The sequence below is a fragment of the Exiguobacterium sp. s124 genome, from assembly GCF_018617485.1.
Lineage (GTDB): Bacteria > Bacillota > Bacilli > Exiguobacteriales > Exiguobacteriaceae > Exiguobacterium > Exiguobacterium aestuarii.
On record NZ_JACSKH010000001.1, the window covers coordinates 189,129 to 212,915 of the forward strand.

Annotated in this window: 25 protein-coding genes; 18 read left to right on the forward strand and 7 right to left on the reverse strand. The window is 48.1% G+C overall.

Annotated elements, in window-relative coordinates; all coding sequences use genetic code 11:
- Positions 1-12: 12 nt before the first annotated feature.
- Positions 13-546 (forward strand): TVP38/TMEM64 family protein, encoded by a 534-nt coding sequence (locus KNO85_RS01065; protein WP_251130557.1) that lies wholly within the window; start codon positions 13-15, stop codon positions 544-546.
- Here the strand turns inward: KNO85_RS01065 and cls are convergent.
- The 4 genes from cls to KNO85_RS01085 all read right to left on the reverse strand — a co-directional run bounded on the left by cls (position 522) and on the right by KNO85_RS01085 (position 4,824).
- Positions 522-2,051 (reverse strand): cardiolipin synthase, encoded by a 1,530-nt coding sequence (gene cls, locus KNO85_RS01070; RefSeq protein ID WP_260569909.1) that lies wholly within the window; start codon positions 2,049-2,051, stop codon positions 522-524. The two genes, KNO85_RS01065 and cls, sit on opposite strands and share 25 nt — an antisense overlap.
- A 46-nt stretch (positions 2,052-2,097) precedes the next feature.
- Positions 2,098-2,448: a hypothetical protein gene (locus tag KNO85_RS01075; RefSeq protein WP_074035622.1), complete on the reverse strand. Its 351-nt coding sequence runs from the start codon at positions 2,446-2,448 to the stop codon at positions 2,098-2,100.
- Between the two features lie 65 nt (positions 2,449-2,513).
- Positions 2,514-3,698, reverse strand: a complete 1,185-nt coding sequence (locus tag KNO85_RS01080) for a chloride channel protein (RefSeq protein WP_214786183.1) — start codon at positions 3,696-3,698, stop codon at positions 2,514-2,516.
- 187 nt (positions 3,699-3,885) lie between these two features.
- Positions 3,886-4,824 (reverse strand): EAL domain-containing protein, encoded by a 939-nt coding sequence (locus KNO85_RS01085; RefSeq protein WP_214786186.1) that lies wholly within the window; start codon positions 4,822-4,824, stop codon positions 3,886-3,888.
- Between the two features lie 201 nt (positions 4,825-5,025).
- On the opposite strand from KNO85_RS01085, the gene speE reads away from it, so the two are divergent.
- The 4 genes from speE (at position 5,026) to KNO85_RS01105 (ending at position 8,277) form a co-directional block, all read left to right on the forward strand.
- Positions 5,026-5,865 (forward strand): polyamine aminopropyltransferase, encoded by an 840-nt coding sequence (gene speE, locus KNO85_RS01090; protein ID WP_012727429.1) that lies wholly within the window; start codon positions 5,026-5,028, stop codon positions 5,863-5,865.
- Positions 5,862-6,743 carry an agmatinase gene (speB, locus tag KNO85_RS01095; RefSeq protein WP_214786188.1) on the forward strand — a complete coding sequence of 294 codons (882 nt, stop codon included), beginning with the start codon at positions 5,862-5,864 and terminating at the stop codon, positions 6,741-6,743. The genes speE and speB overlap by 4 nt, the downstream gene beginning before the upstream one ends.
- The gene (locus KNO85_RS01100; protein ID WP_214786190.1) at positions 6,744-7,103 is read left to right on the forward strand and encodes a Na-translocating system protein MpsC family protein; all 360 of its coding nucleotides are present in this window, start codon (positions 6,744-6,746) and stop codon (positions 7,101-7,103) included. It begins immediately after the preceding gene.
- Positions 7,104-7,320: 217 nt separating this feature from the next.
- Positions 7,321-8,277, forward strand: a complete 957-nt coding sequence (locus tag KNO85_RS01105; protein ID WP_214786192.1) for a sodium-dependent bicarbonate transport family permease — start codon at positions 7,321-7,323, stop codon at positions 8,275-8,277.
- Between the two features lie 49 nt (positions 8,278-8,326).
- Here KNO85_RS01105 and KNO85_RS01110 read toward each other — a convergent pair whose 3' ends face one another.
- Entirely contained in the window at positions 8,327-9,079 is a 753-nt protein-coding gene (locus tag KNO85_RS01110; RefSeq protein WP_214786195.1) for a homing endonuclease associated repeat-containing protein, read from the reverse strand.
- Between the two features lie 397 nt (positions 9,080-9,476).
- Here KNO85_RS01110 and KNO85_RS01115 point away from each other — a divergent pair, with 397 nt between their 5' ends.
- From KNO85_RS01115 to KNO85_RS01135, 5 genes are read left to right on the forward strand one after another with little or no spacing between them, the layout of a single operon-like run.
- Positions 9,477-11,393, forward strand: a complete 1,917-nt coding sequence (locus tag KNO85_RS01115; RefSeq protein WP_214786197.1) for a polysaccharide biosynthesis protein — start codon at positions 9,477-9,479, stop codon at positions 11,391-11,393.
- A gap of 12 nt (positions 11,394-11,405) precedes the next feature.
- Entirely contained in the window at positions 11,406-12,254 is an 849-nt protein-coding gene (locus tag KNO85_RS01120) for an NAD-dependent epimerase/dehydratase family protein (protein WP_214786199.1), read from the forward strand.
- Positions 12,251-13,393, forward strand: coding sequence for an aminotransferase class I/II-fold pyridoxal phosphate-dependent enzyme (locus tag KNO85_RS01125; RefSeq protein ID WP_214786201.1), 1,143 nt, complete (start codon positions 12,251-12,253; stop codon positions 13,391-13,393). The genes KNO85_RS01120 and KNO85_RS01125 overlap by 4 nt, the downstream gene beginning before the upstream one ends.
- 12 nt (positions 13,394-13,405) lie before the next feature.
- The gene (locus tag KNO85_RS01130) at positions 13,406-13,984 is read left to right on the forward strand and encodes a hypothetical protein (RefSeq protein ID WP_214786202.1); all 579 of its coding nucleotides are present in this window, start codon (positions 13,406-13,408) and stop codon (positions 13,982-13,984) included.
- A gap of 19 nt (positions 13,985-14,003) precedes the next feature.
- A complete protein-coding gene (locus tag KNO85_RS01135) occupies positions 14,004-14,663 on the forward strand; it encodes a hypothetical protein (protein ID WP_214786204.1) in 660 nt (219 codons plus the stop codon).
- A gap of 9 nt (positions 14,664-14,672) precedes the next feature.
- Here the strand turns inward: KNO85_RS01135 and KNO85_RS01140 are convergent, their stop codons facing one another.
- Entirely contained in the window at positions 14,673-15,437 is a 765-nt protein-coding gene (locus tag KNO85_RS01140) for a MerR family transcriptional regulator (protein ID WP_214786206.1), read from the reverse strand.
- A 47-nt stretch (positions 15,438-15,484) separates the two neighbouring features.
- Complete coding sequence (locus KNO85_RS01145; protein WP_214786208.1) at positions 15,485-15,949, reverse strand: GNAT family N-acetyltransferase; 465 nt, start codon at positions 15,947-15,949, stop codon at positions 15,485-15,487.
- Between the two features lie 213 nt (positions 15,950-16,162).
- Here KNO85_RS01145 and KNO85_RS01150 point away from each other — a divergent pair, with 213 nt between their 5' ends.
- The 8 genes from KNO85_RS01150 to KNO85_RS01185 all read left to right on the forward strand — a co-directional run bounded on the left by KNO85_RS01150 (position 16,163) and on the right by KNO85_RS01185 (position 23,769).
- Positions 16,163-17,866, forward strand: a complete 1,704-nt coding sequence (locus tag KNO85_RS01150) for a glycoside hydrolase family 13 protein (protein WP_214786210.1) — start codon at positions 16,163-16,165, stop codon at positions 17,864-17,866.
- 119 nt (positions 17,867-17,985) lie between these two features.
- Complete coding sequence (locus KNO85_RS01155; protein WP_214786212.1) at positions 17,986-18,648, forward strand: Type 1 glutamine amidotransferase-like domain-containing protein; 663 nt, start codon at positions 17,986-17,988, stop codon at positions 18,646-18,648.
- Positions 18,649-18,682: 34 nt separating this feature from the next.
- Positions 18,683-19,243: a GNAT family N-acetyltransferase gene (locus tag KNO85_RS01160; protein WP_214786214.1), complete on the forward strand. Its 561-nt coding sequence runs from the start codon at positions 18,683-18,685 to the stop codon at positions 19,241-19,243.
- A gap of 51 nt (positions 19,244-19,294) precedes the next feature.
- Positions 19,295-19,714, forward strand: a complete 420-nt coding sequence (locus tag KNO85_RS01165; RefSeq protein ID WP_214786216.1) for a YwiB family protein — start codon at positions 19,295-19,297, stop codon at positions 19,712-19,714.
- Positions 19,711-20,139 (forward strand): hypothetical protein, encoded by a 429-nt coding sequence (locus tag KNO85_RS01170; RefSeq protein WP_214786218.1) that lies wholly within the window; start codon positions 19,711-19,713, stop codon positions 20,137-20,139. The genes KNO85_RS01165 and KNO85_RS01170 overlap by 4 nt, the downstream gene beginning before the upstream one ends.
- Before the next feature lie 168 nt (positions 20,140-20,307).
- Entirely contained in the window at positions 20,308-20,826 is a 519-nt protein-coding gene (locus KNO85_RS01175; protein ID WP_214786219.1) for a GNAT family N-acetyltransferase, read from the forward strand.
- Between the two features lie 7 nt (positions 20,827-20,833).
- Positions 20,834-21,550: a hypothetical protein gene (locus KNO85_RS01180; RefSeq protein WP_214786221.1), complete on the forward strand. Its 717-nt coding sequence runs from the start codon at positions 20,834-20,836 to the stop codon at positions 21,548-21,550.
- 92 nt (positions 21,551-21,642) lie between these two features.
- Positions 21,643-23,769 carry a (Fe-S)-binding protein gene (locus KNO85_RS01185; protein ID WP_214786223.1) on the forward strand — a complete coding sequence of 709 codons (2,127 nt, stop codon included), beginning with the start codon at positions 21,643-21,645 and terminating at the stop codon, positions 23,767-23,769.
- The last annotated feature ends 18 nt before the right edge of the window (positions 23,770-23,787 follow it).

Below are 23,787 nucleotides of genomic sequence, written 5' to 3' on the forward strand. Positions count from 1 at the left end.
AGAGTGATGGTTATGGAATGGGAACTGATCCCGCTCCCTTTATTTTTAATAATGAGTATTTTACTCAATAGTGTGATTGCAGTAGCCGGAGTTTTACCGAGTGCCTTTTTAACGGCAATCAACGTGAGTGTCCTCGGTCTCGTACCTGGTATTCTCGTCTCGATTGTCGGTGAGGCGGTAGGCGCCATCGTCAGTTTCATTCTTTACCGAAAAGCGCTGCATCGTTATACGTCCCCGGACGGCGGCCGGTTTCAGCGTCTCCGAGAGGCAACAGGGGCCGAGGCATGGTTTCTCGTCCTGGGCATGCGTCTCATGCCGTTCGTGCCGTCTGGTCTCGTCACGTTATCGGCAGCGTTCAGTCGTATGACTCTCGCTTCATTCGCGGTCGCAAGTACGATTGGGAAAGTGCCTGCCCTCATCATGGAAGGATTTGCGGTGACGGCAGCGATGCAATTGACGATCGGGTGGCAGCTGTTCTTGGTCGGTCTCGTCGGGATTGCTTACCTCGTCTGGCGAATGCGTCAGAGAAGGGGCGAAAAGATATGACAAAACGCCTCGACAAATCGTTTACCGGTCGTTTTTTTCCGCAACACGGCCCAGTCAATTAAAATGGACTCCTCAAAATCTTTTAAAAAGGCTTCGTGAAGTTGCTGAATCGACGTCGTATTGAATTGAGCGATCATCATCTCGTGATTGAGAAACATGCTCCGAAAGTCGAAGTTGGCTGACCCGACAAGGGCGACTTTCCCATCAATCAAGAGTGTTTTCGCATGGATGAAATGGCGATTGTATTTATAAATTTTGATGTTCCGTTTCAGCAACTGTTCAAAATAATACTCACTCGCATGGAAGCTGAACCATTCGTCTCCTTTTCCTGGGACGACGATTCGTACATCGATTCCACTTCGCCCTGCGACTTCGAGAATCGCCAACAGTTCAGGCGGAGGTACAAGGTATGGGGTGGTGAGCCAAATCGACTCTTTTGCCTCCATGAGTAGACGCATCAATCCATCGCGGATGGTCACATCTTTTCCCGGTGACGTGACCCAAAGTTGCGTCGCTCCGTTTTGCCCTTTCGGTTCATTTACAAAGTATTGAGAGAGATGCTCTTCGTCTGCGAAGAGATCCCATGTCTCATCAATGGTCCCTTGACCTGCATATAGCCAGTTCTCGACAAAGAGCTGCTGAAGTTCTCGGACGAGCGGACCTTCGAGGCGTAGGTGGGTGTCACGCCAGAAACCGAGTTTCTCATTTTTCCCAAGATACTCATCCCCGACGTTCAACCCGCCTGTGAGCGCGATTCGTCCATCCACGACAATCAATTTTTGGTGGTTGCGGAAATTGGCATTGAAGACGAGATAAGGGTGTAGGACCGGGTCGAACGCTTGGACGTGGACACGGGACTCCCGTAACGGTTGAATAAAATCTTCCCCGATTTCTTGGCTACCGAGTCCGTCATATAAAAAGCGAACGATGACGTTCTCATTCGATTTTTGGATGAGTGCATCTCGTACCTTTAAGGAAATCTCGTCGGTTCTAAATAAATAGTATTGAATGTGGATATGGTCGGTCGCGCTGTTGATGGCGTCTAACAACGCCTCGAATTTTTCTTCGCCGTTGACGAGGAGAGTCGTCGACGTGTGAGCGTCCGCACCGCTTGCTCCTAATTTTTCGAGTGTACGTGTCAGCGGATAAGTAGATACGAGATCGGGAGAAGTCTCGATTTTTTCACTTTCAATCGCTTGCCTTAGCATCCGGATTTCTGACGAGGTTCGTTTAAAGCGTCGATGGCGACGCGGCGTACGACCGAACATGACCCATGCCAACACACCGATGAACGGTATAAAGAATACGGTCAATAACCAGGCGAGCTTCCCTTGGGGCTGTACTTGGTCAAATAATATCTGCCAACCGACGACGAGCGGTGCGACGATTGCGATTCCGATTAATACGGGAATGAGGACATCGAGCCAAAACAAGAGACCGACGAGCAAGATGACGCTGATGATCATGATGATGAGTTGAATGACGCGACGTTTCAAAGGAAACACCACCTTTCTATAAATGATGAAAACGAGGGGGAATTCCCCTCGTTTTTTAGTATACGCTGTTCAAGACAGCGTTGATTTCGTCCGCGTAACGAACGAAGAAGTATACATTCACTGCGAGAGAGAACAAGACGAGGAAGAGACCGAACTGTGCTTTAACCCGATTCCGATTCCAATAGTAGAAGACGGACAAGAGCACCGCCAGTCCTACGAATAGAGCGATGACTTCAACGATTCCCCAGACGATATCCTTGGATAAAAACATGTCGACGATTGTCATGACGACGTAGATGAAGACGACAATCCCCATAATCACGACTAAAATAGCTAAAATGATGCTAATCCAATCCGAACTAACTGCGTCAATTAGGTTTTCAATGGCCATTTCGTATTCGCTCACAACCGTTCCTCCTTTCGACAGATTGCATAACTATACATTCATTACCCTTTTTTTCATTTCTAAAATCAGGCTTTCACTGGCGAATGGATGAATGAGGGAAGTGGAATTTTAGAAACAATTGCCACGACCGCAAATACATAGAGCCAACTGTTCGGCGGGAAGAAGAGAACGAGTAGCACGATGATGGCTAGCGGTTGTCGCATCGCCGTCGCAAGCAAGGCGCTCGACGTCAGAACGACCGAAAATGTCATATCGATTTCAAATAAGAGGCTGAAAAAATAGCCAAGCGTGAACGAAGAAAAGAGAAGCGGATAAATATGTCCACCACGCCAACCGGTCGCGAGACAGAAGGCCGTAAAGAGAAGTTTCAAAACGCTGTAGAGAAGAAGGGTGTACAGCGGGATGAGTTGCCAGTCTTCTGCATATTCGAGAATCGTTTCTTCTCCAGAGAAGAGGAGATCAGGATATAGGAGAGCCATTCCCCCAATCCCGATACCACCGAGTGTGGTGAGCAATAAGATTGGGATGTTTGAAAAGAGTCGCATCAATGCGTGTTCACTGATTAAATAAAGCCAACCGAGAAGCATGCCGCCAAGAACCATCAGTAACATCGTCCAATCGAGTTGGACACTTTCAATCGCGGGAAATTTAATGATGAACGGTGGACGTTCGTCAAGTTGGTTGAGTAAATAAAACGTCCCGATTCCAGCAAGTGTCGCAAGCAGGTTCAGCATTGGTTGTTTCTTCTGCTCGGTCTCCTCTGCCGCGATTGCTCCAAAGAGCGGCGCATTGAAGACAATCCCGAGAACGACCGCGTGTCCGACTTCTTGCAATTCCGCTAATTCTTGACGGACATGACGAATGCGCTCCGAGAACCACGTTGTGAGCCCGCCGACGATCCCGACGAGCGCTGCCTCAGGACCGAGGCTTGCACCTCCGATGAGCACGAGAAGGGCGGTCAACGTCGTGAAGCCTATTAAACGATAGTCAATCCGGCCAGTTCCTTTTCGTTCTTCTAACACTTCGGGCATGAGACGTGGCATTCGACCGTACCGGCGCTGCAATAGACCGATGCATATACCGGCGATGACCGGGACAAGAAACACATAAAAAGGAAAATCAAATTGTTCGGGTACCGTATGCCATACAACATGAATCCCTTTATACACGACAGATAAGAAAATCCAACTGATTAAACCAATCAAGACCCCAAGTACGATGGCATAACCACTGACAATCCATGATTTCATGTACATCTCCACCTCTTTCGTTCGCATCAATCTTCTATAATATGCTATCTCCTGAACACCTATGACCGAAACCTAAAAATCAATGAAATCCGACAGAAGTGGGGAATAGGTTCTGTTCACCATGGAAAGTAAAAAAGTGCAGGCTTCCGACGAAGTCGATGCCCACACTTGGAATAAAGAAACGGGTTCATGCTGTTTTGATGGCGTGCTCTTTCGCAGGAGCTGGTTTTCCGAAGAAATAACCTTGCGCCAAATCGAATCCGAGCTCACGGCACACATCGGCTTCTTCGATGCGCTCGACACCTTCGGCGAGGAGCGTGATGCCCATCGTGTTTGTCAAAGCACGTACTTTTTTGAGGAACTCCCGCTTCTCAGCATCCTCGTCACAAAATGAAACATACGAACGGTCAATTTTGACATAGTCGGGCTCGAGTCGTTTCAACATATCAATGGTCGAGAAGCCTGCACCGACATCGTCTAATGCAACTTGCATCCCCCGTTTTTTATATGTAGAAAATACGTGCTGTAAATGATCGACGTCATGTACCTTCTCCGTCTCCACGACTTCAAAGATGAAGCGGTCCGGACTTAGTTCATATCGGTCGATGATGTCGAACGTATGCTGGAGGCAATAGTCCGGGTTGTAAATCGTTGAGGGTAAGAAGTTGATGAATGTCTTTTGGTGAGGGGCAACGACTTCGTATGTCGCTTTAATCGCCTCAGCACGAGCCCGCTGATCGAGCTTCGAATGAAGACCGAAACGGTTTGCCGTCCGGAATAAATCATAAGGCGAGATGTTGGCACCGCTACGGAGAAGTGCTTCGTATCCGAACGTTTCCGTAGAATCGAGGAAGATGATGGGCTGGAGATGACTCTCAAACGTGCCGTGCTGAATCTGTTCAATGATATGCCGATTGGCAAGCTGATCCTTTAACACTTCGACCTCAAGCGGCGGGGTCTGACGGTTCGATGCAGGATCAACACAGTAGACCATTCCGTTTGCTTGTGTGAGAAGTGCATCTAGTTCTTCAAACGATGTATACGGGTATTCCTGGAATGTCGTGACGAGTGTCCCTTGAGCAATTAAAGGAATTGTTGTATTACAAGAAGCGCAGGGTGACCACATACTATTCCACCTTTCCATTTAAAATTGGTTCATTCAGTATATCGGTCACGTCTCACAAAAAACTCACATTCGGGAATCATTCTTCAAAAAAATCGTGCAAAATGGGTACAGGTTTTGTATACTTCCTATCGTATGATTAAGAAGCGCCTCAAAACGCCACTCGCATACGAACAACTTTTTGAACAGAAAGGGGTTCTATCGATGGACCAAAAATTAAAATTATGGTTTACGGAGCACCAAACAGAAGATTACGGGATTACGTTCCGTGTAAACCACGTTTATGAGAGCGAACAAACGGAGTTTCAACGACTAGAAATGGTCGAAACGGACGAGTTCGGAACGATGTTGTTACTTGACGGGATGGTCATGACGACGGATAAGGACGAATTCGTCTATCACGAGATGGTCGCACACGTCCCACTTTTCACACACCCGAATCCTAAGCATGTGCTAGTAGTCGGTGGGGGAGACGGCGGTGTCATCCGTGAAATCATGAAACACCCATCAGTTGAAAAAGCGGTTCTCGTTGATATCGACGGGAAAGTCATTGAATATTCGAAGAAATACTTGCCGAACATTGCCGGTGAACTTGATAACCCACGTGTTGAAGTCATCGTCGGTGACGGTTTCATGCATATCGCCAAGTCAGAGAACGAGTACGACGTCATCATGGTCGACTCGACAGAACCGGTCGGACCAGCAGCGAACCTCTTCACAAAAGGATTCTATGCAGGCATTTCGAAAGCGCTCAAAGAAGATGGCATCTTTGTCGCACAAACGGACAACCCATGGTTCACGCCAGAACTCATCCAAACGGTTCAACGTGACGTGAAGGAAATCTTCCCAATCACGAAACTATACACGGCGAACGTACCGACTTACCCGAGCGGCATGTGGACGTTCACGATCGGTTCGAAGAAGTACGATCCGGAACAAGTATCGGCTGAGCGTTTCCATGACATCGAAACAAAATACTACACGCCGAAGCTTCATAACGCGGCATTCGTCCTTCCGAAATTCGTGGAGGATTTGACAAAATGATCAAACGCTTTGATGAAGCATACTCAGGTAAAGTATTTATCGCCAGTCTCCCAGAGGTGACAGAGGCGAAGACGGTTCTTTATGGGATGCCGATGGACTGGACGGTCAGTTTCCGTCCGGGCTCGCGTTTCGGTCCGAACCGGATTCGTGAAGTATCAATCGGACTTGAGGAATACAGCCCGTATTTAGACGGTGATTTGGCAGATGCAGCGGTGTACGATGCGGGAGATATTCCACTTCCGTTCGGGAACGCACCAAAGTCGCTCGACATGATCGAGGCGTTCGTCAAAGATATCGTCAAAGCAGGCAAGTTCCCACTCGGAATGGGTGGCGAGCACCTCGTCACATGGCCGATCATCAAGGCGATGCATGACGTGTACGGTGACGACTTCGTCATCATCCACTTAGATGCACATACCGACCTTCGGGATGAGTATGAAGGCGAGCCTCTCTCACACTCGACTCCGCTTAAAAAAGCGGCGAACTTGATTGGACCATCGAACTGTTACTCGTTCGGAATCCGTTCAGGGATGAAAGAAGAGTTTGAGTGGGCGCGTGAAGTTGGTTACAACATGCATCAATTTGAGGTCATCGAGCCACTCAAACGCGTCTTACCGACGCTCGCAGGGAAAAAAGTATATGTCACGATCGATATCGACGTCCTCGACCCGTCAGCAGCACCAGGGACAGGCACACAAGAAATCGGTGGCATCTCGACGAAAGAATTGCTAGAAGCGGTACACGCGATCGCGAATGCAGACCTCGACATCATCGGTGCAGACCTTGTCGAAGTATCACCGGCGTACGATCAGTCGGATATGACAGCCATCGCGGCAGCAAAAATTCTTCGTGAGATGATGATTGGATTCGTGAAATAAATGCGGAAAAAAGGTCAGCTGGAAATGGAACTGAGCGCCCGGATCACCCAATGGGAGAAAGAATACTTGGGTCGCGGGTCATTGACGTGTAAGGCAGACCTGCTTCGGGACCTGGCCATCGTCACGCTCCAAGGGGTGTTGACGCCGGCTGAGTATGACTTGGCCACCAAGTCGGCAGGTCGCGAGCAACTGAAAAAGTACCGCAACAATCTCGTCGAATCGGGGCGCAGTCAACTTGAAACGATCGTCGGGCAAGTGCTCGGTCGTTCCATTGTCTCGCTCCACACGGACATCAGTACGAAAACGGGGGAGCGTCTCATCGTCTTTCGCTTAGATGCACCTTGGGATCAAACCGATTGACAACGAATCGTCGACTTTTTAAAATAAAAGGCAGAGACGTGAGCGGAGCGAATGGACGAGTCACTATGAAGCGTGCTTTCGAGATCTTCTTACGGAGCTACTGACTAATTTAATTAACCGACAGTTGTCGGCTAGACGGAGCGATTATTCGAGCCGTCGGCATACAGCGCACGCCTTCTTTAGGTGTGCGCTTTTTTGTCGCCAAGGAGGAAAACATATGGAATTGTTTGTATTTCTATTGACGAGCGCTCCCGTCCTTCTATTTGTGACGGGTGTAATCGCCGCAGTCGGGAAATCGAATTTGAAGATTCCTGACTCGCTGAGCACGACGCTCAACATTTACTTACTACTCGCCATTGGATTAAAAGGGGGGATGGGACTCGCCTCGGTATCGCTAGAAGACATCGCCTTACCACTGACCGTCACACTGTTGATTGGCATATTGTTACCGCTCCTCGCGTTTCTTGCAGGAGGTCTCCTGAAGTTCACTTTCCATGAACGAATCGCCATGGCTGCGACGTTCGGATCCGTCTCGCTCGTAACTTATGTGGCCGCATCGACGCAACTCGAGCGACTCGGGATTGGGTATGAACCGTTCATGACGACATTGGTCGTCGTGCTCGAAATCCCAGGATTGATTGTGGCGTTACTGTTGTATAACCAAACACAGGTGATGGGGATCACGGCCACGTCGGGCAAGACGAACTCACTGTCTGTCCTTCGGGATAGCTTATTTTCAAAGAGCATCCTGCTCATGCTTGCAGGTCTTGTTGTCGGACTCGTAACACCAGACGCGACGCCGCTCAAACCATTCTTTGTCGACTTGTTCCCGGGCGTATTGCTCCTCTTTTTACTCGGTTTAGGGGTAAAAGTGGGACAACAATTGAAGACGGTACCGTCATATGGACTGAAATTCGTCGCCATGGGAATGCTGTTCCCATTGATTGGGGCATTGGTTGGCTTTTTAGCGGCGGGTGTCGCTGGTCTTTCGGAAGGAGGAACAATTCTCCTCATGACACTAGCAGCGAGCGGTTCATACATCGCAGCTCCTGCGATGCTACAAGCATCGGTCCCGGAAGCAAAACCGTCCTTTTATTTGACCCTTTCCCTTGCGGTCACGTTCCCGTTCAACTTATTGATTGGTATCCCACTGTATATCGCAATCGTTACATGAATAAGCGCCGACTCAAAAGAGTCGGCGCTTATTTTGCGTTCGTTTTACATCATTGCGTCACTTTTTGCGATTCCATGCATTTGAGAGCGGCCGTCCAGCTTCCAAAGAGGACGTTGATGGTCGATGTACTCGGTACGTTTCGACCTTCCGCCCATTTTCGATAATGAAGGATGCTGAAGTGGGGCAATTCTTTTTTCGCAAGCCGGAGGGCTTCAATCACATCTTCCTCATCCCATTTTCGTTTTGGAGGAGCGATATCTAACACGAAAAGAGCATAGCTCCAAGAACCATACTTTCGAGCGATAGTCGCCACGGTCGGATAGCCGCGTTCTTGCGCCCAAACAGCATAATGTTGGGACGTGAGGCGTTCGAGTTCTTCCGAAGCTTCGATCAATGCTTGGATGATACGTTCCTCACTATTTTTAGCAGCGGTTGTTTGAAGTTTGGCTTCGCGGAGTGCATTCGACCATGAACCAAAACGACTGCTGATGAGTGTGAGAGATGGCGAACGTGTCACTTTTGACCATTCTCGGTACGTTTGACTCGTGAATAGCGTGAGTTCTTCTGCAGCTTTGTTTAACGCACGTAGAATATCTTCGTCTGAATAATAATGAAACGAAAGCTTGATTTGTGCTGCAACAAGGGCTTCGCGCCACGAACCAAATTGGTGAATGACGGTGGAAAGGGAAGGGACATTTTTGTCATGAGACCAAACACTGTATTGTTTGGAGTCAAGTTCTGCGTATTCTTGGGCAGCCAATTGCAAAGCTTGTACGATTTGAGGTCGTGTCCATTTTTTCATCTTGGTGTCTCTCCTTTTGTGTGAACGCTCACGGGCGTCTCAGAAGGTCTCTTGGTGTGAATGAACATGTATGTTGTCAGATTGGTCGTACAGAAGTGAAGCAGCGATGCGTGACGGGTACCTCCTTTTTGATCAAAAACATAGTTGTCAACAACATCCAATTTTATTTGGTATGTTCTTTCCATTCCCGCTCGGGCGAAAATTATTCATTATGTGAAAGAAAAGATGAGAATAACTTTGTGAACTTAGTTGTTACAGCGATTTCATTAATAACAAAAAGCTCGCATTATCCTTAAATTTGTTACAACGACTCGGGTAGTTTACTAGCATCAACGCTTTCTTCGCACACCACACCCAACACGATCAATCAACTAGACATTTGGAGGTGCAATACACGATGGCTACACTCGTCAACGTATATCGAAGAAATCGCAGAAACTTATTATTTTTCTGCGTCGATATCGCAATCGTCTCAATCGTCTTATATATGACGTTTGACATTTTATTTTCGAAAGTGATGCCGTATACCGCAACAACATATGATCTGTTGCTGATGGTATCGATTAAGATGATTAGCTTTATGCTCGTCGGAGCACTTTTGAAAATTCATCGAATCGATTGGCGTTACGCTTCAATCCATGAAATGAAACAAGTAACCATTGCGTTGATCAGTAGCGACCTGATTCTATTCGCCTACAATCAGTTTCAATTCGGACGTGGACTTGGCGTCATGATTGCGGTGCAAGGACTGCTAGCATTTAACCTGATTTTATTCACGCGTTTTTTGGCCCGACATCACGTCCTGTATACGTTCAAACCACATGCTGCTCCCCAAGGACGGAAAACACTGATTATCGGAGCCGGGAACTCCGGACAGCTCATCGTTCGCGAGTTAAAAGAATATCGGACGAACGTACTTCATGTAGTTGGGATTCTCGACGACGATCCGATGCTCGCCTCTTTATATGTACACGGTGTTCCGATTCTCGGAACGACAGAAGATTTAGAACGAATTATTGAGGAGCAAGGAATCGAGGTCGTGATTTTCTCTATCCCGAGCTTGGCGCACGCGAGACGAATCGAGTTGTTGAAGCGGATTGAAAAGACCGGGGTGGAATCACACGCACTGCCGATGTTATCTGAACTGGCGACCGGAAATGTTTCGATCAATGAAATTCGCGAAGTAAAGATCGAGGATTTGTTGGGACGAGAACCTGTACAACTTGATATTTCAGGCATCTCGAAACACGTGGAAGGGGCCACAGTCCTCGTGACAGGAGCGGGAGGTTCGATCGGTTCGGAACTGTGTCGTCAATTGATTAAGTTCAAACCGGCTGAGATGATTCTTCTCGGACATGGTGAAAACAGCATTTATTTAATCGAAAAAGAATTGAACGGATTGGGGCTTGAGACGAAACTGCATCCAGTCATCGGAGATGTGCAAGACCTAGAACGACTCGAACACGTCTTTCAAACGTATCGCCCAGAAATCGTCTACCACGCGGCAGCTCATAAACACGTTCCATTAATGCAAGACAACCCACTCGAAGCAGTCAAAAATAACATTTATGGCACGAAGAATATGGTCGATGTGGCCTCGAAATATCGGGTCGACCGATTCGTGATGGTCTCGACCGATAAAGCGGTCAATCCGACGAACGTCATGGGGTCAACGAAGCGAATCGCAGAGATGATCGTCCAAGAAAAAGCGCGTTCAAGCGATACGATCTTCGCAGTCGTTCGATTCGGAAACGTTCTCGGCAGTCGTGGTTCGGTCGTCCCTCTCTTCAAGGAACAGATTGCCCAAGGAGGACCGGTCACCGTAACAGATTCGGAGATGACACGTTATTTCATGACGATTCCAGAAGCGAGTCGACTCGTCATTCAAGCGAGTGTATTATCCCGAGGCGGGGAAATCTTTGTCCTCGATATGGGAGAACCGGTCAAAATCATCGACTTAGCGAAGAAGATGATTGAACTCAGTGGCTTTACGATTGAGCAAATCCCAATCGAAGTGACGGGAATCCGACCGGGGGAGAAATTATACGAAGAATTGTTAGCCACAAATGAATTAGATCCAGATGCCAACATCTTCCCGAAAATTTTTGTTGGTTGTACGCGTCCTTTCACATCGGTCGCTCCGATTTTACGGTTAATCGAACACTTTCGACCGAACGGTCCAGCATTGACGGACGCTTTACTGTTCGTTGCGAACAGTGACGACATTGATCGCGATCTGCAACGAATTTTTGCAAGTGGATTTGAATTTATCCCGGCTCGGCAAGTGCATATCCGTGTCGCCGATGGAAATTAAGGGGGGAGTGCAATGGATCGTGTCATGGTGATCGGTGTGTCCACGTTCAAGGGATTTCATCTTGCTCGACGACTATTAAAAGAAGGATACGAAGTGATTGGCATTGATGACGAAGGAGAAGCGAAAACGCAACTCGCGAGACAGCGGCTATACGTCTTGTCTCACCCATTGTTCCACCTCATTCGAACAGATGTCTTCCATAAACCACATATGCGCCAAATTGCAACGATGTATGAACCGAATCATATCATTCTATGCAGTGGGTCTTCTAGCACAAATCAGGAGCGAAAAATCGAACGTTACGAGCAAGTGAAGCAACTCGTCATGAATCAAAAAAGTCGAGTACCGATTCAATCATTCATTACGTTCGACCTTCCTGTTGAACAGACTCGTCACTCATCATCAGCTCTTCACCTCATTACAGAGGATGTCTACGGACCTTGGGATGATCCGACGACACTTTTTTCAAAAGCGGTACTCGCTGTCGATCAAGGTCATCGTATGGTCGGATACTATGCAACAGATATTGTAAAAGCTTCTTATATCGATGATGTGGTTGAAACCGTCGTTCGAGTCATCAAATTGATTCAGTCGGGATTGTCGCTTGTTGGACAGTTCCGAATTGACGCCTCCGATTATGTACATGTCCAGACACTATTAGCTGAAATTGGGCATCAGCTACATCGACCCGTCCATATATCTCTTCCGATGCGTGAATATGTCTTCCAAGAAACCGATTTACCTACGCTAGAAGCGATGATTGGATTTCGACCTCTAACCCCACTGCACGAAGGATTGCGACAGACCATTCAATGGTATGACGCCTATCAAACCATGATGAAGGAGGACATGAGCACATGAATATTTTATTATCGAAACCGCACATGTCCGGACGAGAGATGGCATATGTGGAAGAAGCGTTCTCAAGTAATTGGATTGCGCCACTCGGTCCGAACGTCAACGCTTTTGAAGAAGAACTTGGAAAATATGTCGATCATCCGTATACACTCGCGACGAGTTCTGGCACAGCGGCACTCCACCTCGCTCTATTGACGATAGGAATCGAAAGAGGGGACGTCATCTTTTGTCAATCGCTCACATTCGTCGCTTCGGTCAATCCGATTCTGTATGTTGGGGCGACCCCGGTATTCATCGATTCAGAACAAGAGACGTGGAACATGTCACCGGAAGCATTGCGAAAAGCACTTGTCCAAGCCGCTACAAAAGGGAAGTTGCCGAAAGCAGTCATCGTCGTCCATCTATACGGGGTGGTCGCGAAAATTGGCGAGATTCGTCACATTTGCCAAGAGTTTGGGGTGCCCTTGATTGAAGACGCTGCGGAATCACTCGGAGCGACTTGGCAAGGCCAGATGACCGGTACAATCGGTGACATCGGATTCTATTCGTTCAATGGGAACAAAATCATCACGACGTCAGGCGGAGGGATGCTTTTGCTCAGCTCTGACAGTCAACGCCAATATGCGTTGAAACTGGCAACGCAGGCAAGGGAAAACGTCTTACATTATGAGCATGAAGAAGTTGGTTACAACTATCGCTTGAGCAACGTGTCGGCGGGAATTGGCCGAGGGCAGCTTGAGGTCATCGAACAACGAGTCCGGGCACGGCGCAACGTCTTTCGTCGGTATGAACAAATGTTTTCAACGATCGATGTCACGTATCAACAAGAAATTCCATTCTCTCGTGCGAATCGTTGGTTGACCGCCATGCAAATCGGACGAGACATCGCCAGCCGTGATCAGTTGATTCAACGGTTAGGCGATGCAGGGATTGAATCACGGCCAGTCTGGAAGCCGATGCATCTACAGCCCCTCTATCGAGATGCAGAATACGTCACGGTGGACAAAGAAGACGTGAGTCGTCATTTATTTGAAAATGGTATTTGCTTGCCGTCGAGTTCGAGCTTGACGATTGGTGAACAACAGAAAGTGATTCAAGCCGTGCTAGATACACGCCATTTCGTGAAAGAAAAAAGCGTGTAAGGAGGATATGAAATGAAAACGGAAGCAGAGATCATTCAAGCGCTTCAAACCGCAGCATCTCTGACTCCATCTCTCACGGTGACACAATATCAACGATGGAGCCAAGGACAAAATGCTCCCACGTTTCTTGACATTTTATCTGTATATGGGACATGGACGAATGCCCTGAAGGCATCGGGATTGTTAGAAATAAGACGTTATGAATCCCAGGATATGATTCAGGCACTTCGGCTTGCATCGGTAGAAGAAGGAAGGCTAACGAGTGCTCAATATCGGCGATGGGCATCCGGAAGAAGCGTTCCTTCATTAGGCGATATTATTAACCATTTCGGGTCGTGGAGTCTCGCCGTTAAAGCGGTCGAGCGTTTAGAAGAGGAACATTTCACCGTACAACCCTCAAAAGACAAGGCGGAGATTGTACAAGCGTTATATGAAGCCTACCGAGTATTAACACCTTTCAATGCGATTACGTATCAAAAGTGGGCTAAACGTTTTAATAAACCGAGCGTTGCAAAAGTATCGAGACGATTTGGTTCTTGGAAACGAGCGTTATGCGAACTAGGGATTCATGAAATGACGGATCAAAAGTGATCAATGGAGGGATCGAGAGATGACTAGACCGATTGTACTCATGATTAGTGACCATCATACATCCACTTTCGTCTATCACGCTATCCGCGATTTAGGCGTGACACATGTCATACAAGAAGACGGTCCCATCGAACTTCGACCGCAGTCGCTCAAACAATGGATGACTCATCTATATATTCGATGGGCGACACCGCTTATGAAATGGACGAGTCAAGCGCGTATTCGAGAAGTGAGAGAGCGTTATCCATTACAGGATTCTCCGATTCCTCCTCATCACCTCATCCATGTCTCATCCTTGAACGATGACAAAACGCTCATGTGGCTCGAACGACTTGCACCGAAGCTGCTGGTAATTCATGAGACCGGACCAATTGAGCCAAGTCGATTGAATCAATGGACATGTCCAATCGTCACAATCCGTCCATCAACGGCGGAAGGGCAGCTACAAGCCTACTGGGCGATTCAATCCCAACCTTCGTTCTGTGAGGCGACGCTCGAACAGTGGACAGCACAAGGATGGAGTATCCTCGATCGCGCGGTCATCTATAAAGGTGGGACCGACAATTTTGCCACCTATCCTTATCTACAACTCACTACGGTCTTACCAATGTTGCGCCGATACATTCAAACGATGAACAGATCATTACCCGATCGTCGACAAATAAAAGTCCAAGCTTGAGGCTTGGACTTAACTGTTGGCGATACAATAATATTGGATGGCATCGTTATAATACGATGCAAGACCTGGTTCGAAGCGGTCATAATAGGCGGTGAATCGCTCATCCGCTACATACATCTGTCCGAGTCCGCTGAACATGTCGAGCGAGCAATCATAAAAGTGAGTGTGGATGAACAGATGATTGTCTCTGACGACCGATTGAACGCGGTCATCTTCAATTGCGACTTGTGAACGAAACAAATCGACGAGTGGTGCAATCAAATCGAGTTGCATCTGATTCATACGTTCCCAGTCTGCTTTCGAGCGCTTCGCAGCTCGTTCTTGCGCAGTTTCGTAAGCGGAACTGTCTCCCCAACGCTCAATTACCTCGTCTTGATGTTTTGACTCATGTGCTTGAATCTCTTCATAAGATAATCCCTCGAATAATGACATGTCTTCCATTGGAATCCCTCCTTTGAGTGAGGTGAGGGTCGTTTTCGCCGTCTCCGCGAGCTGGGCGAAGTAGGCTGCTTTTTGTTGCAACGCCTCGACATGTTCGTTCAATACTTCGACTCGATCAAACGCCGATGCATCGAGCAACTGTCCGATTTGATCGAGCGGAACGTCTAGTGTTCGATACAGTAAGATAAGCTGTAGACGCTCGGCATCACGTGACGTATAACGGCGGTAGCCATTGTCGTCACGCATGGGGACGAGCAATCCAATCGAGTCGTAATGGCGAAGCGTCCGTGTTGTCGTTCCGGCGAGTGACGCAAGTTGTTGAATCGTATACATCCCTTCACCTCCTTAGAACAAGCGTAAAGGTTGACGTCACGTCAAAGTCAAGCCTGTTTTTCAAACAATGAAAATCCGTTCCGTTCTCCGATATAGCGGAAGCCGAATTGAGGATAGTACCCATTCAAGAACGTGTTGTCTGCGACGCAATCCAATCGAACGGTCGAAGCAGTGTGGGAGAGTGCATATTCCATCAAACGCTCTCCAATCCGTTCTCCTTTGATGCTCGAGTCCGTGACGAGTCGGTGCAAATAGACGGCACCGTCCGCGTCATTCCATAGATTATGATCCCAATCGGTCGGTGGAATCAGACTGACCGCACCGACGACTTGGTGGTCACGTTCATACACAAACACAGTCCCTTTCGTTAAATCGTGTCGCACATAATCCGAGCGACTCGGCTCTAAATATTTGACCCATTGCGACTTCCCGGCTGCCTGAAACTCTTTCGCTTTCCTTACAATCAATTGGTCGATGGCAGAAAAATCATCAAGTGTAGCGAATCGAAACATGATGAAGCACCTCGCTTTCATTTCTTTTCAAAATCGTGTAGGGTACACGTTGAGTATGCTGATGAAACATCTTTGTATCATCGAATGTTTTTTGGTAAGATAAATTTATTGCATCGTGCAAACGATTGCGCTAATGATATAAAGTTCACAGCACGAATAAGATGATTATATATGATGAGCAGTGAGTTTTGGGATAAGGAGTATCTAGATCACATGCAACTTTTACAACGAGAACAACAAACACAAACGCTTAAACGCAACTGGTGGAAAGAAGCCGTCGCCTATCAAATTTACCCGCGTAGCTTTTATGACGCGAACGGAGACGGAATCGGAGACATTCAAGGAATCATTGATAAGCTCGACTATTTGAAAGACCTTGGCATTGACGTCATCTGGATTTGCCCGATGTACAAATCGCCAAACGATGATAACGGTTATGACATTAGTGACTATCAAGACATCATGGACGAATTCGGTACGATGGAAGACTTCGACCGTTTATTGGACGAGGTGCATCAGCGCGGTATGAAACTGTTGCTCGACCTCGTCGTCAACCATACGTCGGATGAGCACCCTTGGTTCATTGAATCGAAGAGCTCTAAAGACAATCCGAAACGGGACTGGTACATCTGGCGTGACGGCAAACCGGACGGATCGAAGCCGAACAACTGGGAGTCAATCTTTGGCGGCTCGGCTTGGGAATTCGATGAAGCGACGGAGCAATACTACTTGCACGTCTTCTCGAAGAAACAACCGGACCTCAACTGGGAAAATCCTGAGATGCGCACAGCTGTGTACGACATGATCAACTGGTGGCTTGAAAAAGGAATCGACGGGTTCCGCGTGGATGCGATCAGCCATATTCGGAAAAACCCGACGTTCGCCGACTTACCGAACCCGAACGACCTCGATTTCGTACCTTCGTTCGAGATGCACATGAACGTAGATGGGATTCACGATTATTTAGAAGAACTTCGTGACGAGACGTTCAATAAACATGACATCATGACAGTCGGTGAAGCGAACGGTGTATCACCTGACGATGCACACCTTTGGGTCGGTGAAAAAGAAGGGAAGATGAACATGGTCTTCCAATTCGAACACATGGACCTTTGGAGTGAAGATGCTGATTCGAAACTTGATGTCGTCCACTTGAAAAACGTGTTGACGAAATGGCAAAAGGGTCTCGAAGCCGACGGATGGAACGCACTTTACGTTGAAAACCATGACCAGACACGTACTGTCTCGAAATGGGGAGACGACGAGCGTTACTGGAAAGAGAGCGCGAAATCGATTGCGATGATGTACTTCCTCATGCAAGGAACGCCGTTCATCTATCAAGGTCAAGAAATCGGGATGACGAACGTCAAGTTCGATTCAATCGACCAATATGACGACATCGCGACACGCAATCGCTACTATATCGGTGTCGAGCAAGGGAAGAGTCATGACGAGATGATGCGCATCACGTGGAACTCATCACGCGATAACACCCGCACACCGATGCAATGGAGTGATGCTCCGAATGCCGGTTTCACGTTCGCAGAGAAACCTTGGGTCGGCATCAACCCGAACTATACGGACATTAACGTCGAATCACAGCTTGAAGATGAGGACTCCATCTTTAACTTCTATAAAGAGATGATTCAACTTCGTAAAGACGATGAGACGTTTGTATACGGGGCGTATGATGTCGTCTTACCGGATCACCCGGAAGTCTATGCGTATACGCGTACGCTCGGTGACACGCAGTACCTTGTCGTCACGAACTTGACGGCGAAAGAGACGATGTTTGATATGGACCAGACACTTCGTGCAAAAGATGTCGTCTTGAGCAACATGCCGATTGAAGGCGATGTTGAATCGACGCTCCTTCACTTGAAGCCGTTCGAAGGTCGCGTATATAAAATGAGCTAATTTTTCAGGACTCCAAGGCCGTGGGCGAAAATTCGTCTACGGTCTTTTTGTGCGAATAAAGGAGATGACAAGGAAGGATGAGAATGCTTTAAAGGGATTCACGGAGAGGGAAAATCAAAATGAAACTATTGCTGACTTCCGCAGGCATCAAAAATGAAAGCATCAAGCAGGCACTTTTGGAGTTATTGGACAAGCCAATTGAAGAGTGTACGGCACTTTGTATCCCGACAGCCATCTATGCGTTGAACGGGGGAACGCAGCACGCATGGAACTTTTTCAAGGGGGATTTCTCGACACCAATGTGTGAGTTGGGTTGGAAGTCGATCGGGGTGCTCGAACTGAGCGCGCTCCCGAGCATCGATGAATCGGTATGGAGACCGACATTTGAACGGGCGGACGTGTTATTGGTGAATGGTGGCGATCCGCTGTTTTTACATCACTGGATGAAACAGTCCGGGGTGGAGGCATTACTCCCATCTTGGGAAGGTGTCTATGTTGGATTGAGCGCAGGTAGCATGGTGATGACGCCACGAATCGGAGAAGCATTTGTCGGATGGCGTTCATCTGATGAGCAGAGCGATGAGACGTTAGGGTTTGTTGACTTCTCGATTTTTCCACACCTCGACCACGAGATGTTACCGGAGAATACGTCACGAGATGCGGCAGAATGGGCGGAAGCGTTACAGGCACCCGCTTATGCGATCGACGACGAGACCGCGATTCGTGTAAATGAAGGGAAGGTCGATGTGATTTCGGAAGGAAAATGGAAGAAGTTTTTCTGACTGTATAAAAGCAATAGGAGGGAGGTATGAGAGGTTGAACCGATTTACTCATCAACGAAACACAAGTCGAATCATCGTACGACCGTTAGAGAAGCAGGATTATGCCGCATGGTTAAGTGGCTTCACAAATCGTCTTGTTTCGCAACATGAGTATGATCCTGGGAAATTAAACATGAGCGACTGTACGTCCGTTTGGTTTGACCAGCTAGTCGACAATCATCAGTCACTTGCGCTTGAAGACCAGGCACATGTCTTCGCCGTTTTCCGACTCGACGATGGGACACACCTTGGTATGGTAGATTTTTCTACTCTTGCGCGAGATGCGTTTCAATGGGGAAGGGTCGGGTATACGATTCATAATCAGCATTGGGGTCAGGGGTATGGCACCGAAGCAGTCGACCTAGCGATGCGCATCGCTTTTGACGACTTGAACTTTCAACGGATCGAGGCACATATCAATCTCGACAATGAGGCGTCTGTTCGTCTCGCGGAACGTGTCGGCATGTCTTACGAGTGCACGAGAGAAGGATTCATCTATGAGAATGATGAGTGGGTAGACCATCTCGTCTATGTCAAAACGAAGCACCGTCGATAGAACGACTCCTACTAGATATGGTACGATGAGTTGACGGAAAGGGGGATGAGCATGGCGATTGAACCACTTCGCGTGCGTGTCCAGCAAACAACACGGATGAGTGACATCCCGGAGCCAATCGAACTATCGGCTGACGGCATATACTATCCATTGAAGACTGGCTTTATTTTAATGTTTGACCAACAACAAGAGGACGGACCAGTCCCGACGACAATCAAGTACACCCCGGAACGATTGGCGCTCATCTGTAAAGGACCGATTGAGATGAACCATTCCTTCATCGAAGGTCGCTTCACGCAAAGCTTATATAAGAATGCCTATATGTCGATGACGATGGCGACGACGACATCACGCCTCGATGTGTCAGAAGAATCGTGTACGTTCGTATACGAATTGTCCATGAATGAAGAAGATGTAGGTATATACGAAGTACATGTCACATGGACATTTGAAGGAGGAGAGGGCGCATGAACTTTACAGAACGCGTAAACAAGATTGAAGAGATGTTGAATGAAGACTGGTTTGAGATGCTTGAAACGAACGAAGAAGAGTATGAAGAGTGGCGAGGTCGCCTCGAAGATCATGCCGAACAAGTCATCACACATTATGACCAGGAGAACGGTGTCGATGTCAATTCAGTCGATAAACTGCTTCAATTGAACGATGAGTTCCCGCTCCTATACGGAGAGGACACCGTTCGCCTGTATATCGCACTCATTGAGGCACGCCCAGAAGACAAAGCGGTCTACGATCGGTACGTCGATTACTTGGCAGCCATCAGCGATGCATCGCACGAACAGTTTTTACATTTCCACACGCTCGTCGAAGCAGGACGGTTGGAGGAAGCGAGACAACTCGCTCCACACATGCCACAACGTCTCGGACTCGAAGAGTAAGTATATCAAAAGTGTCATCTGAACAGGATGGCACTTTTTTTCATGCCTGAAAGGGGGACAAGATTCGAACAGGACGTCCATTTTTATTCGATGATCTGTTCTCTAAGATGAAGGAACAAGGAAATCAATCAGAGAACGCGAATGGAAATGGGTAAAGGGGGAATTGTGGTGTTAAGACTAATCAAAACATCTGTCGAACAAAAAGAACAGATTCTTTCATTTTTACAGGAATGGTACGAACGAGATGAGCGAATCGTTCCGACCTCAGTCGACCGTGAAACGACGGACTTCGAGGCATACGTCAACACGTTACGTCAGAAAGAGTTACGTGAGAATATAGAGGAAGGCTGGGTCCCGAGTACGACGTATTGGCTCACGGACGGCGAAGAGCTTTTAGGCGCGGCGAACATTCGTCACGAGTTGAACGAATCACTCTTAAAAATCGGTGGCCATGTCGGATACGGGGTGAAACCGAGCGCGCGTGGGCGAGGACTCGCCACACTTCAACTAAAACTTGCGCTTGAGAAAGTGAAAGAGCTTGGAATCGAGCGTGCACTCATTACGTGTAATCGGACAAACGTCGCTTCCCGTCAAGTCATTTTAAACAACGGGGGTGTCGCGGACACACCATATACGGAAGAAGATGGGACGATCGTCGAACGGTTTTGGATTGACTTGAGAGGATGAAGATGAGATGGCGAACTGGATCATCATCTATTTGGCGTTGATTAATTTCTTCGGCATTTATTTGTTTCGGGAAGAGACCGTGCCCTCTAAGAAATGGTTCTCATTCTCGAGCGGAATCGCCATCACGTATTTCTTCATGTATCTTTTGCCCTCCCTGAATAAACGCCAGGACACGCTTCGTGTCGATTGGTTGAACCTGGCCTTGCCGTCAGAGATTTACATCGTCAGTCTCATTGGGTTCACGCTGTTCTACGGTACGATGCGGTTCGTTCGAACCCCTCACTTCCAAGATGAGGCGGTCGATCGGGCCGTTTCGTATTGGCTCCAGGTGACGCTTCTCACGGCGTACATGACATTTTCAGCGTATGTGGTGACAGCCGACTCGGTGACGTTCGTCTCGAGAAGCTTCTATGCGACGGCACTCGGTGTGCACTTCTTGGCGCTCGGGCATGACTTGAACCGCCACTATGGCGAACGCTATATGCGACAGGGACGATATTTGTTGAGCGGCGGGATTTTATTCGGAGGTTTCGTTTCGCGTTGGATTGACTTGGCCCCACACGTCGAAGCACTCTGTTTTGCGTTCGTAGCCGGGGCGATGATTCTCAATATCGTGAAGTTTGAACTGCCGTCCGACCGAAATCTACACTTTCGAACATTCGTTTTGGCCGTGTGCAGTTATGGTGGATTATTGCTCATCTTGAAACATCTTCTAAACTTCTGACGAGAACTTCACAAAAATGAATGACTGTTCATTCATCATTTGATATACTGAATTCAAGATTGAATCCGTTTTCATAAGGGGGAGTTTTGGGGATGTCTACATTTTTAATCGTCAACTGGATTCTATTCTTGCTCGTCCTCGGCTATGGTGTGTATTTATTCGCTACGCTGGTTCATCAGCGCTATACATTCATCAAGCTCGGGAAGAAGGCAGAATGGAGCCAAACGAACAAAGAACGACTCGAACAGGTCATGATCAACGTGTTCGGTCAAAAAAAATTGTTGAAGGATAAGAAGAGTGGCGCAATTCACGTCATGATGTTTTATGGCTTCATCCTCGTCCAATTCGGGGCGATTGATTTTATTTGGAAAGGACTAGCGGTCGGAACACGTTTCCCGCACATCCCGCTCGGTCCGCTCTATCCAATCTTCACGTTCATGCAAGAAATCGTCATGCTCATGATTCTCGTCGCGGTCGTTTGGGGATTCTACCGTCGTTACGTCGAGAAGCTCGTGCGCTTAAAACGAAACTTTTTAGCTGGTCTTGCCCTCATCTTCATCGGCGGGTTGATGGTTTCCGTCTTGTTCGGGAACGGGTTTTACCTCGTCTATAAAGAAGAGCTTCCGATGTGGGGTGAGCCGGTCGCAACACTCATCGGTTCAGCGTTTGCTTGGGTACCTGGGTCGGTCGCTTTCGCATTGTTCGTCGTCTTTTGGTGGATGCACCTCTTGTTCTTGCTCAGTTTCATGGTCTACATCCCACAAGGAAAGCACGCGCACTTGATTGCTGGAACACTCAACGTCTGGCTCGGGCGCACGCACAAAGTCGGTCGCTTGGCACCTGTTGATTTTTCGGCGATGGAAGAAGCGGAAGAGTCAGATGAAGAGATTGTGTTTGGGGTCAACAAGATTGAAGACTTTAACCAGAAGCAGCTCGTCGACTTGTACGCTTGTGTTGAGTGTGGACGTTGTACGAATGTGTGTCCGGCAACCGGTACGGGTAAGATGTTGTCGCCGATGGACTTGATCGTCAAACTACGCGACCATATGAATATGAAAGGTGCGGCGGTCACAAGAAAATCACCTTGGGCACCAGCGCTTATGTTCCAAAACACGCAAGGCGCCGAGATTGCAGCTGCGGCGCAAGAAGGTCACATGCTCGTCGCAGACGAGTTGATCGGGAACGTCATCACGGAAGAAGAAATCTGGGCGTGTACGACTTGCCGCAACTGTGAAGACCAATGTCCGGTCATGAACGAACACGTCGATAAAATCATCGATCTTCGTCGTTACCTCGTCATGATGGAAGGGAAGATGGACCCTGAGGCACAGCGCACGGTCGCAAACATCGAGCGTCAAGGAAACCCGTGGGGAATGAACCGGAAAGAACGCGAGAACTGGCGTAAGGATACAGAACTCATCATCCCGACAGCGAAAGAGAAGAAAAAAGCAGGCGAAGAATTCGAATATCTCTTCTGGGTCGGTGCGATGGGTTCATACGACAGCCGTAGCCAAAAAGTCGCGCAAAGCTTTGCGAGCGTGTTGAACAAGGCGGGCGTCTCATTCGCTATTCTCGGCAATGAAGAGAAAAACTCAGGAGACACACCACGTCGAATCGGGAACGAGTTGCTCTTCCAAGAACTCGCCGAAGCAAACATCAAATTGTTTGAGAAGTATGGGGTGACGAAAATCGTCACAGTCGACCCACACGCATACAACACATTTAAAAATGAGTATCCAGACTTTGGACTCGATGGTGTGAAAGTGTATCACCATACGGAGTTGCTCGCCGAGTTGCTCGACACAGGTCGCATCCAACCGGATCTTCAAGTGAATGAGCGTGTCGTTTACCACGATTCTTGCTACCTCGGTCGTTACAATGGCATTTATGACGCACCGCGATTCGTCCTCGAACGCATACCGGGTGTCGAACTCGTCGAAGCGACACGTAACCGTGAAAACGGTATGTGCTGTGGAGCGGGTGGAGGTCTCATGTGGCAGGAAGAAAAAGTCGGGACACGTGTCAACGTGGCTCGGACGGAACAACTGCTTGAGACGAAACCGACCGTCATCGGTTCGGCGTGTCCGTACTGCTTGACGATGTTGTCTGATGGAACGAAGGCGAAAGAAGTCGATGAGACGGTCGGCACGTTTGACGTCGTCGAATTGCTCGATCGCTCGCTGAAAGCCATCGAGATACCAGAACCGGTTGTACAATAATACAGAAAGGCACGGTCC

Excerpts from the sequence above, each read along its gene's own strand:
- KNO85_RS01065 (WP_251130557.1), top strand. The coding sequence starts at position 13 with ATGGAATGGGAACTGATCCCGCTCCCTTTATTTTTAATAATGAGTATT.
- KNO85_RS01080 (WP_214786183.1), bottom strand. The coding sequence starts at position 3,698 with ATGAAATCATGGATTGTCAGTGGTTATGCCATCGTACTTGGGGTCTTG.
- KNO85_RS01085 (WP_214786186.1), bottom strand. The coding sequence starts at position 4,824 with ATGTGGTCACCCTGCGCTTCTTGTAATACAACAATTCCTTTAATTGCT.
- speE (WP_012727429.1), top strand. The coding sequence starts at position 5,026 with ATGGACCAAAAATTAAAATTATGGTTTACGGAGCACCAAACAGAAGAT.
- speB (WP_214786188.1), top strand. The coding sequence starts at position 5,862 with ATGATCAAACGCTTTGATGAAGCATACTCAGGTAAAGTATTTATCGCC.
- KNO85_RS01100 (WP_214786190.1), top strand. The coding sequence starts at position 6,744 with ATGCGGAAAAAAGGTCAGCTGGAAATGGAACTGAGCGCCCGGATCACC.
- KNO85_RS01105 (WP_214786192.1), top strand. The coding sequence starts at position 7,321 with ATGGAATTGTTTGTATTTCTATTGACGAGCGCTCCCGTCCTTCTATTT.
- KNO85_RS01110 (WP_214786195.1), bottom strand. The coding sequence starts at position 9,079 with ATGAAAAAATGGACACGACCTCAAATCGTACAAGCTTTGCAATTGGCT.
- KNO85_RS01115 (WP_214786197.1), top strand. The coding sequence starts at position 9,477 with ATGGCTACACTCGTCAACGTATATCGAAGAAATCGCAGAAACTTATTA.
- KNO85_RS01120 (WP_214786199.1), top strand. The coding sequence starts at position 11,406 with ATGGATCGTGTCATGGTGATCGGTGTGTCCACGTTCAAGGGATTTCAT.
- KNO85_RS01125 (WP_214786201.1), top strand. The coding sequence starts at position 12,251 with ATGAATATTTTATTATCGAAACCGCACATGTCCGGACGAGAGATGGCA.
- KNO85_RS01130 (WP_214786202.1), top strand. The coding sequence starts at position 13,406 with ATGAAAACGGAAGCAGAGATCATTCAAGCGCTTCAAACCGCAGCATCT.
- KNO85_RS01135 (WP_214786204.1), top strand. The coding sequence starts at position 14,004 with ATGACTAGACCGATTGTACTCATGATTAGTGACCATCATACATCCACT.
- KNO85_RS01140 (WP_214786206.1), bottom strand. The coding sequence starts at position 15,437 with ATGTATACGATTCAACAACTTGCGTCACTCGCCGGAACGACAACACGG.
- KNO85_RS01145 (WP_214786208.1), bottom strand. The coding sequence starts at position 15,949 with ATGTTTCGATTCGCTACACTTGATGATTTTTCTGCCATCGACCAATTG.
- KNO85_RS01150 (WP_214786210.1), top strand. The coding sequence starts at position 16,163 with ATGCAACTTTTACAACGAGAACAACAAACACAAACGCTTAAACGCAAC.
- KNO85_RS01155 (WP_214786212.1), top strand. The coding sequence starts at position 17,986 with ATGAAACTATTGCTGACTTCCGCAGGCATCAAAAATGAAAGCATCAAG.
- KNO85_RS01165 (WP_214786216.1), top strand. The coding sequence starts at position 19,295 with ATGGCGATTGAACCACTTCGCGTGCGTGTCCAGCAAACAACACGGATG.
- KNO85_RS01170 (WP_214786218.1), top strand. The coding sequence starts at position 19,711 with ATGAACTTTACAGAACGCGTAAACAAGATTGAAGAGATGTTGAATGAA.
- KNO85_RS01180 (WP_214786221.1), top strand. The coding sequence starts at position 20,834 with ATGGCGAACTGGATCATCATCTATTTGGCGTTGATTAATTTCTTCGGC.
- KNO85_RS01185 (WP_214786223.1), top strand. The coding sequence starts at position 21,643 with ATGTCTACATTTTTAATCGTCAACTGGATTCTATTCTTGCTCGTCCTC.